Origin of the sequence: Enterobacter cloacae complex sp. IR5401, from assembly GCF_049238425.1 — a bacterium.
GTDB classification, from domain to species: domain Bacteria; phylum Pseudomonadota; class Gammaproteobacteria; order Enterobacterales; family Enterobacteriaceae; genus Enterobacter; species Enterobacter hormaechei_C.
This window is the reverse complement of sequence record NZ_JBMKHN010000003.1, coordinates 371,733-381,031: the sequence shown is the minus strand read 5'-3', so window position 1 is coordinate 381,031 and position 9,299 is coordinate 371,733. Positions and strand designations below refer to the sequence as shown.

General features: G+C 47.9%; 7 protein-coding genes and 2 pseudogenes. 3 read left to right on the top strand and 6 right to left on the bottom strand.

The annotated features are described in order from the left end of the window. Positions 1-111: 111 nt before the first annotated feature. Together ACOTX1_RS07425 and ACOTX1_RS07420 are read left to right on the top strand one after the other, a co-directional pair. Positions 112-388, top strand: a pseudogene (locus ACOTX1_RS07425) (IS3 family transposase); the annotation flags it as partial. A 114-nt stretch (positions 389-502) separates the two neighbouring features. Further along, positions 503-655: pseudogene (locus tag ACOTX1_RS07420) on the top strand (resolvase); the annotation flags it as partial. 27 nt (positions 656-682) lie between these two features. On the opposite strand, the gene fghA reads toward ACOTX1_RS07420, so the two are convergent. The 6 genes from fghA to ACOTX1_RS07390 all read right to left on the bottom strand — a co-directional run bounded on the left by fghA (position 683) and on the right by ACOTX1_RS07390 (position 5,089). Next, complete coding sequence (fghA, locus tag ACOTX1_RS07415; RefSeq protein WP_012561110.1) at positions 683-1,519, bottom strand: S-formylglutathione hydrolase; 837 nt, start codon at positions 1,517-1,519, stop codon at positions 683-685. 64 nt (positions 1,520-1,583) lie between these two features. Next, positions 1,584-1,982: a VOC family protein gene (locus tag ACOTX1_RS07410; RefSeq protein ID WP_012561111.1), complete on the bottom strand. Its 399-nt coding sequence runs from the start codon at positions 1,980-1,982 to the stop codon at positions 1,584-1,586. Between the two features lie 43 nt (positions 1,983-2,025). Continuing rightward, a complete protein-coding gene (gene frmA, locus ACOTX1_RS07405; protein ID WP_017384070.1) occupies positions 2,026-3,135 on the bottom strand; it encodes an S-(hydroxymethyl)glutathione dehydrogenase in 1,110 nt (369 codons plus the stop codon). A gap of 34 nt (positions 3,136-3,169) precedes the next feature. Next, the gene (frmR, locus tag ACOTX1_RS07400; protein ID WP_017384071.1) at positions 3,170-3,445 is read right to left on the bottom strand and encodes a formaldehyde-responsive transcriptional repressor FrmR; all 276 of its coding nucleotides are present in this window, start codon (positions 3,443-3,445) and stop codon (positions 3,170-3,172) included. A gap of 113 nt (positions 3,446-3,558) precedes the next feature. Further along, positions 3,559-4,256 (bottom strand): IS1 family transposase gene (locus ACOTX1_RS07395; RefSeq protein WP_223479951.1). Its coding sequence is split into 2 segments (ribosomal slippage): positions 3,559-4,007 and positions 4,007-4,256, totalling 699 coding nucleotides; the frame shifts between segments, so codons are not numbered across the junction. A 536-nt stretch (positions 4,257-4,792) separates the two neighbouring features. Continuing rightward, entirely contained in the window at positions 4,793-5,089 is a 297-nt protein-coding gene (locus tag ACOTX1_RS07390) for a helix-turn-helix transcriptional regulator (RefSeq protein WP_017384073.1), read from the bottom strand. An 858-nt stretch (positions 5,090-5,947) separates the two neighbouring features. Here ACOTX1_RS07390 and ACOTX1_RS07385 point away from each other — a divergent pair. Next, complete coding sequence (locus tag ACOTX1_RS07385) at positions 5,948-9,223, top strand: P-loop NTPase fold protein (RefSeq protein ID WP_021242119.1); 3,276 nt, start codon at positions 5,948-5,950, stop codon at positions 9,221-9,223. Positions 9,224-9,299: the final 76 nt, after the last annotated feature.

Genomic DNA, 9,299 nt, shown 5'->3' with positions numbered 1-9,299 from the left:
CGATACGCTGTCTAAAGCGATATATCTCCCGCGAAGTTTACACGTTACTGCGCAATCAAAACAGGCGGATCAACAGTATCCCGATAACAGCTTGACTCTTAGAAGGGCGTCCAGGGCAGCCAGTACGGCAGTGACGACTGGCAGCGCTTCTACCGGGCCAATAACCTGGCGCCGAGCATGAGCCGGCGTGGCAACTGCTGGGATAATGCGGTGGCCGAATCGTTCTTCAGTTCGCTGAAAAAAGAACGGATCAGAAAACGCATATATAAAACCAGGGATCTGGCCCGGGCGGATCTTCGATTACATTGAAGTCTTCTATAACCGGTCCCGGCGCCACAGCCACCTCGGCGGCGTCAGTCCGGAGGCCTTCGAACAGGCCTCGTCGTGAGGACAGGATTTGTCTACAGGCGTGGGGTCAGTCCAAACTATAGGGCAGGATCGTCTACCGGGGCGGGGTCAGTCCATCAACGGCTCGGAAGTGTCTAGATTATCCGTGGCTATTCACCGGGGCAAACAGGCCGATCAGGAACGACATAAGAAAGTTCTGTATTACCGACAGGTCAAGAAACTGAGCATAAGAGAAACTGCTGAAGCCACCAGTTACAGTACATCTCAGGTCTGCAGGGTTCAGGCCCTGTTCAGGCCTGAAAATTAAGCACATTTTCTGAGGCTGGAAATCAACTCATGCTGACAGCCTGAGCCTGTTGGCATGGTAAGCAATGTGCTCACCAATAAAGCTGGAAATGAAATAATAGCTGTGGTCGTATCCAGTATGATATCGGAACGACGCATTGAGGTTCATCTCATTGCATACTCTCTCAAGGATTTTGGTGCGCAGTTGCTCTTCATAAAAGGCGTCACTCAGCCCCTGATCAATGAAGATTTCTGGTAATTTTTCACCCTGTAAAATGAGGCTGACTGGATCGTAGGCTTCCCACGTTTTTCTGTTTTCACCCAGGTAAGCGCTAAATGCCTGTTGCCCCCATGGCACCTGAGAAGGCGATACTATCGGGGAAAATGCTGATACGCTCACATATTCACCAGGATTTCGCAGAGCCAGCACCAGAGCACCCAGCCCTCCCATAGAATGACCGGATATAGATTTTCTTGCCGTTGCAGGAAAATGATTCATGACGACATCCGGAAGCTCTCTGAGAATATAGTCATACATCCTGTAATGAACATTCCACGGCTGTTCCGTCGCGTTCAGATAAAAACCGGCCCCCTGGCCAAGATCGTAACTGTCGGCATCCGGGACATTATTACCCCGGGGACTGGTATCCGGGACAACAACGATGACGTTATGCCGGGCTGCATAATGCTGCATACCTGATTTGGTGATGAAATTCTGCTCAGTACAGGTCAGGCCCGACAACCAGTATAGTACCGGCAGTTTTTCTGTTACTGCTTTGGGAGGAAGATACACACCGAAATTCATTTCACAATTAAGGGATTGTGAATAATGCCGGTACACGTTTTGCCAGCCGCCAGAGCTGGCATGCTGCTCAATGAGTTCCATCAGCCGTTATCTCATGGTTATTTCCCCTGACCGAAGCCAGGGGAAGTATCTTTAAATCCGGACGTCAGATAAACGTATACGCCGTGATTTTGTTACCCGCCGGATCCCGCAGGTAGGCAGCATAGGCCCCGGGAAGGTGACCACGCGGGCCAGGTTGACCTTCATCAGCTCCACCGGCGGCAAGGCCGGCAGCATGGAAAGCATCAACCTCTTCCGGGGTGGCAGCAGCGAAGCCGACAGTCACCCCGTTAGCGGAAGGTGCTTCACCGTTGCCCGGACGGGCAATGATAAATGCCGGCTTTTCGCGGCCATAGAGTACCCAGCCGTTGCCAAACGGGCCGAGGTTATTGATACCAAGCGTGCCCAGGACGACATCGTAAAATGCGGAGGATTTCTCGACATCGGCTGCGCCAATGAACACATGAGAAAAGATGCCGTCACCAGAAATTACCGGAGTTGTCATTTTCCACTTCCTTCAGTTTGAGTTGATTAAAATTCTGATGGGATCAGTAATGAATCACTGTCCGGATAGATTTGCCTTCATGCATAAGCTCGAAGGCGTCATTGATTTCATCCAGTGTCATCGTATGGGTTACAAATGGCTCAAGGTCAATATCCCCCTTCATGGCATCCTCGACCATACCGGGGAGCTGAGTGCGGCCTTTTACTCCGCCAAACGCGGAACCTTTCCATACGCGCCCGGTGACCAGCTGGAAAGGACGGGTGGAAATCTCCTGTCCGGCCCCTGCGACACCAATGACAACGGACTGCCCCCACCCACGGTGAGCACTTTCCAGCGCTGCACGCATGACGTTAACGTTACCGATACATTCAAAGGTATGGTCAATACCCCACTTGTTGATATCCAGCAGAACATCTTTAATCGGTTTGTCATAATCATTCGGGTTAATGCAGTCAGTGGCCCCGAACTGACGGGCCAGGTCAAATTTTGTCGGATTAGTATCGATAGCGATAATACGTCCCGCTTTTGCCTGACGGGCCCCCTGTACCGCAGCCAGACCAATTGCCCCCAGACCAAAAATGGCAACTGAATCGCCCGGCTGCACTTTAGCCGTGTTATGGACGGCGCCAATACCGGTAGTCACGCCACAACCCAACAGGCAGACGTGTTCATGGTTCGCCTCCGGGTTAATTTTTGCCAGAGAAACCTCGGCCACAACGGTGTATTCACTGAATGTGGAACATCCCATGTAGTGGTAAAGAGGCTGACCGTTGTATGAAAAGCGAGTGGTCCCGTCAGGCATCAGTCCTTTGCCCTGAGTCTCGCGAACCGATACACAGAGGTTCGTTTTACCGGACTGGCAGAATTCACACTCCCCGCATTCAGCGGTGTAGAGCGGAATAACATGGTCACCCGGCTTCACACTGGTGACGCCTTCACCAACTTCAACGACGATACCGGCTCCCTCGTGGCCGAGAACCACCGGGAAAACGCCCTCAGGGTCATTCCCTGAGAGGGTAAAGGCATCGGTATGGCAGACACCTGTGTGGGTGTTTTTAATCAGCACCTCGCCTTTTTTAGGCGGAGCAACATCAATTTCAACAATCTCCAGGGGCTTCCCTGGTGCAAATGCAACAGCGGCACGTGATTTCATACGTAATATATCCTCAATGTAATAATGGCCTCACCTATTTAAGATAGGCACGAACCAGCTCAATCGTATCGTCAACTGATTTACTGACTTCATGACTGTAGCTGTCATTCTGGTCAAAGGTTTCCCGTATGTGGCTCTCCAGCACCTCTGCCATCAGTCCGTTAGCGGCGCCCCGGACGGCGGCGATTTGCTGGAGAACGGAACGGCATTCAGCGCCACTTTCAAGTGCTCTTTCCAGAGCATCAATCTGACCCCGGATACGGCGAACCCGGGTTAGGACCTTTTTTTTCTCTTCAGGAGTACTGGGCATTGCTTACCTCACTGCTCTGTATTTCTTATACTATAGGGGAGTATTACATTAAGATCAACACATACCCCACTATAGTATAATAAATATATCAGAGCACCGGTAATGACTCCAACTTACTGATAGTGTTTTATGTTCAGATAATGCCCGATGACTTTGTCATGCAGCTCCACCGATTTTGAGAAAGACAGTGACTTCCTGCCCAGCCTTGCCAGATGCTGCCTCAGATTCAGGTTATGCCGCTCAATGCGCTGCGTATATCGCTTGCTGATAACGTGCAGTTCTCCCTTCAGGCGTGATTCATAAAGCGGCCAGCCATCCGTCATCCATACCACGACCTCAAAGGCCGACAGCAGGCCCAGAAGACGCTCCAGCGTGACCAACGTGCGTTCACCGAATACGTGCGCCACAACCGTCCTCCGTATCCTGTCATACGCGTAAAACAACCAGCGCTGGCGTGATTTAGCGCCGACGTAACCCCACTGTTCGTCCATTTCCGCGCAAACAATAACGTCACTGCCCGGTTGTATGCGTGAGTTTACCGACTGCGGCCTGAGTTTTTTAAGTGTCGTAAAATCGTGTTGAGGCCAACGCCCATAATGCGTGCACTGGCGCGACATCCGACGCCATTCATGGCCATATCAATAATTTTCTGGTGTGTACCGGGCTGAGAGGCGATGTAAGTGAACTGTAGCTGCCATGTTTTACGGCAGTGAGAGCAGAGATAGCGCTGATGTCCGGCAGTACTTTTACCGTTACGCACCACGCCTTCAGTAGCTGAACAGGAGGGACAGCTGATAGAAACAGAAGCCACTGGAGCACCTCAAAAACACCATCATACACTAAATCAGTAAGTTGGCACCCTTACCCTGTATAGGTACTCTCTGTTTTTCGTGGCCTGCCTCGCCCACGAATTTCGCCAGTCATGACTTTGCTCCTGCATTTTATTAACGGAAAAGAATAAGTGATTTTGCGCGGAGGCTTCAATCAGTTTATCCCCGGCGGTGACGAGGTGGCCACCTATGCCGACTGGACAGGGGACTGACTATTGCCATAACGCCATCGCAGGTTGCTTCAGTAAACCTGCTAATCCCGTACAATGGCGAATTCGCTATATCCGCTTCTCGCACTTAGCTGCCATAAATCGGCCAGGCAATCACAGGTCATTTCTGTCTCGCAAAGAAGGTGCCGTTTCTGCTTTGCGTTGACACCCCTAAATATTAGAATTAAAAGGAGAGAGTTACTGGAAAAAGGCAGCGGAGGCAGTGACAATCGTGGCTTGAAGCCACTACTCGATGGATGCGGACATGTAGTTGGCGTCATTCGACAAAACTAGCAAACTTCTAATAGTCACCATTTCTCCCGTCTGGCGGGAGTGCTGTCAAATGCCCCCCTCATCTCTGTGTGGGAAATGAAGGGTGAAGGGGAAATAGATGACAGCGTTATTTCTACGCCCAGAATACTGAATACCTTGTACAGACGATCAATACTGGCGCTAGCAGGGTTTGCTTCCAGGCGGGCATAGGTTTGCTGCGTTACGCCAAGCCTCTCAGACACATCTTTTTGCGTGAAGCCCTTGATTTTGCGAAACCCGATTAGCACAGGTCTGAGCTGGTTCAGCGTTTTTATCGGGAACTGATTATTCATAAGTGACCTGCCTCGCAGACTGAGTAGGGAGTACCGCCCTGTAATACAGCAGGTAAGGTGTATTTTGTGTTATACAGACTATAGGCTGTAAAACCTTTATTGAAAAGATGCTGATGTTCCAGGGGCATGCCGAGCATGGACGATTTTCTGCGGGGCGGTATTTCGCTACGGGGGAGATTGCGTTCGGGCAATGTACCGGTGTAAAAAACGTCAATTTTTCAAAACCGCTGTTATCGGGATAAGCTGAAAACTCCGAAGGCAGACACAGCCACGAATAATGTCAGACTTAAGCTCTGTAGCTGTCTTCTTTTGCCTGTAAATAACGTCTAGTTTGACTCTGATGAAGGCTGTACCAGGCAGAGAACATGTCACTCTCGGGGCCGGATGATAAAATGTGTTCAACTGGCTGGGCAGGGTAATAGCGAAGAACGTTCTCTGAAATTCGATTCAGCTCAGCGTAACGTGCGCTGTAGGTATGTATAATCCATTGCATCAATTTTGCATCCGTATTATTCGCAGATTACACACAAGAAGCTTAACAATGGCTGAAAGAGTGAGCAGGGATATGTAACAAAAACAAGGGCTTCAAGATGAACTGGATAAAACCGGAGCAGAGCAAGCCCTGTTCCGGTTTGTCAGGCTTTGAAATTTCTTCCAGGCCCCTGCAGCTAGTCACAACAAACACATTAATGTTTTCATTGCTTCAATTCAATATTATTGTGTGAAAGGGATTCCATCGAAATCGGCTTATGCATGCTTAAAACTAAACTGCCCCGGCTGCAGTCATTTGGTTGCTGTGGGCTCTGTACTGTGTCTAATAGTGAAAGAATCTTACGTTATAACGAAGGAAATTGCTGAATGACTCTACGATTGCAGACGGAATCACCCGCTGACCAGGATATGTTTAGAGGCAGCAGTCATGAAAAAGTTGCAGAGAATGTGGCTCAGATCATCAGGACACCTGATGTCAATATTATTGGTCTGGAAGGTGAGCTGGGTTCAGGTAAGTCAACAATATTGAAGTTCCTGCAGAAAAAGCTTAAAGATGATTTTACGTTCATTAACTTTGATGCAGAACGTTACCATCATGGCTCAACTAAAAAAGCGCTTATCGATGTCATCCACCACGGGGTCAGCCTACAATGTCCGGGCTCCCGGGATGTGTTGGATAAGTATAAAAATCTGGCTCTGGGTAACATCGTTGAATACGACAAGAGGGTCAGCAGCAGGCTAAGCTGGTTGACCGTCGTTTTTATTTTACTGTCATTGCTTTCCGTGCAGATGCTTCGTTATGTGCTAACAGACCTTAATCAATATTTTACTAACAAGGAGTCATTATTAGGGTGGCTTTTTTATGTTGAGGTGGCCGCGTTTCTTTCTCCTGCCATTATGGTCGCAGGACTGGCATGCCTGCAGAACATGGAATGGTACAGAAAGAAAGGGTATTCGAGTATTGGTGATTTGTTCAAACGCAACAGTACTGACAGGATTGAAGAGACTTGGCTAGTTAATAAGGAGGTCGGAGCTATTGAGCTGGCTGAAGCTCTGCAGGGATTTACCTCCAAAGAGGTCATTTCCCATGGAGATCGCTTCATCCTTATCATTGATAATCTGGACCGAATCAGTGCAGACAAAGTGAAAGAGCTCTGGAGTGATATGGAGCTTATTGCCGGAGCCACTCATGAACACTTCAGGATAGTGGTGCCCTATTCGGCAAGACAGGTTTCAGCCTCACTTTCTGTGGCGGGTTTCAGCGGGCGTGAGTTTATTGCAAAGCGGATTCCTGTAAGTTTTCAGGTTCCTCCTCTTATTTCGGCAGGATGGCAGGAAGCGTTAAGGCAGTACTGGAAAGAAACAGTAAATGAGGATGCAGGGATAGCGTGCCGGGAAGCAACTGTGTTGCTTGAGCGCTGGAAACCCTCTGAGTATCCTCGTATCACACCGCGATTAATGAAGAAGTTTGTTAATGATATTCATATTCTGAACCTTACCGTTCCTGCAACAGAAGATCATCGCCATATTCTTATTGCTCTCTACTTACTGGTGGTCAGATACGGGGAGCGAGATATTAAAGTATTACTTCGCGATCCCAAAGCTAGTCAGACCGAACCCGGTATTGCTCCGGATGATTTTGACGAGATGCTCTCGCTAACTTATCAACAAATATCCCGAATTTTTAATAACGATACAGAAAGATGGAGCGAATTTCTGATGAGCATCCACTATCAGTCCACGGTGGAGCTTGCCAGGAGCGAGTTGCTTGATACGCCTCTTAAAGACGCGATTGGTGCTATAAATATCCCACGGCTTGAAGAACTGACGGCCTTGTGGGGTTTCGCTGAAGCATGGCAGCGAGTGGCACCACATATTCAGATGCGAGACTGGCTGGTTTCTTATAGCCGGATGGATGAGAAGTGTCAGGCTCTCGCCGAACCGCAACTCAAAGTCGCAGTGCAAATGCTGAATCAGAGTTATGCTGTTTCACTCAGAGAAAAGAATGATGAAGGTTTCGTATTGAGTCTGCAGAAACTGATGGCTGACGGGCGGATAAGCCTAGAGCCTTTCGTCGAAAGGCAAATATCGTTTATTGTGAGTAAACTTGATGAAATTCAGGATTCAGAAAAATTGGAGGCTGAATCCACGAAGACGTTGCTGCAGGAAGCTGATTCATACTCTGTTCTGGCCGGTGAATCACTACTGAATAAAATGGAGAATTTTGTAGATGGCGTATTTTATGTGGAATACCTTGTCAATAATGAAGAGACCTTGTCAAACCTGAAAATTGGCACACTAGATATCGGAAATCACGGTCGGGAGGAGATGTTACGCTATGGAGCTGAGCAACCTCAGATAGACCTTTTTAATCCGGGAATTATCCGGCATATCAATATTGCATCGAAGGCGGTACAGAACGTAATTGGAAAGAATGATGGTACAGGTGGGGCTCAGGTTAGCTCTGCAATAATGACGCTTAAAAATCGTCAGGTTGTTGAGGACGTTATCCATTTCAGAAAAATTGTTCTGAGCCCGGACTGGAATAATAATGTTTTAAATCAATATTATCTTAATAATACGGCGACGAGGAATCTCTTCCCTGCGGAATTTGCTGCACAGGCTGTTGCTCACATGGTGCTCCATGGTAACTATGCCGGTATCGAGTCGTACAGTGAACATATTGGTGAGGAACGGTTTGACCTGGCTTTGGCTGCATATCTTCGTTATCTACGTACTGCCGAGAGTATCTTTATAGCACTTAAGGATAAAAATGTTCTGCCGTACATCAAAAATGCTGTTGGCAGGATTGTTGATTTAGGTCTTCTGGTGAATATACCTGTCCTGAGCTTTGTTAAAGGTCAGTATGACGTCATCAAAGAAGCTACAAATGCAACCTCTCTTTTAATATTTGTGCGAGAGCGTCAAAAAGCACTGTCAGAGAAAATAATTGAGTCTGATGTGAATGCTATGGGTCCAGTATTTCTCCATGACGTATATCAGTCAGGTGAGCAGTTTGATATTTTGAAGAAAAAGCTGAACGCCCTGGCATGTGGAGTATTTAGTTCTTCTGAAAGGCTTATTGAGTGTTTTACGGTTCTTCCTGTGAACATGCGCTTTATCCTTGAACAAATGCAACTTCAGGGGCAGCATATCCGGATGGAAGGTAGTGTGGGTATCTTTGCATCATGGTTCCGTGATGCAGAGCCAGACGTTGTCACAAATGCCGAGAACATTCATTTTCTGTGGTCTTGCCTCGACGATACCCAGAGAGAGACTGTACTTGATGAGTTGCACGATGTCTTACTTGAAAGACATATTCGTATTGACAGCCGTATTGCGATTATTACCCGTTTTCATAATGAGTTGTCGTTTATTGAACCTGAGAAGGCCGTTGAACGCAGGGCTATTGCGGCGCTGTTTAGCGCTTCTGTTGATAATGTATTATTGTCTCAATGGCTTGACCGTCAGACGTTTTCATTTTCATCATGGTCTCCGGAGGACGCCCGTACGGCAACGAGTTGTATAATGAATAACTCGGAGATTTTTCCTCTCATCTGCAGGAATTCACAGTATATTAAAAACAGAATGTTACCAGAGAAAGCGGACGTTACAGAAGATAGTGATACGTTTCCGGACTGAGTTCGTTCTTTAAATCCTATACCTGAAGACCACAGCGGTGGTCTTTGGGAGTTTTTTTATTGCCTGATATACATTA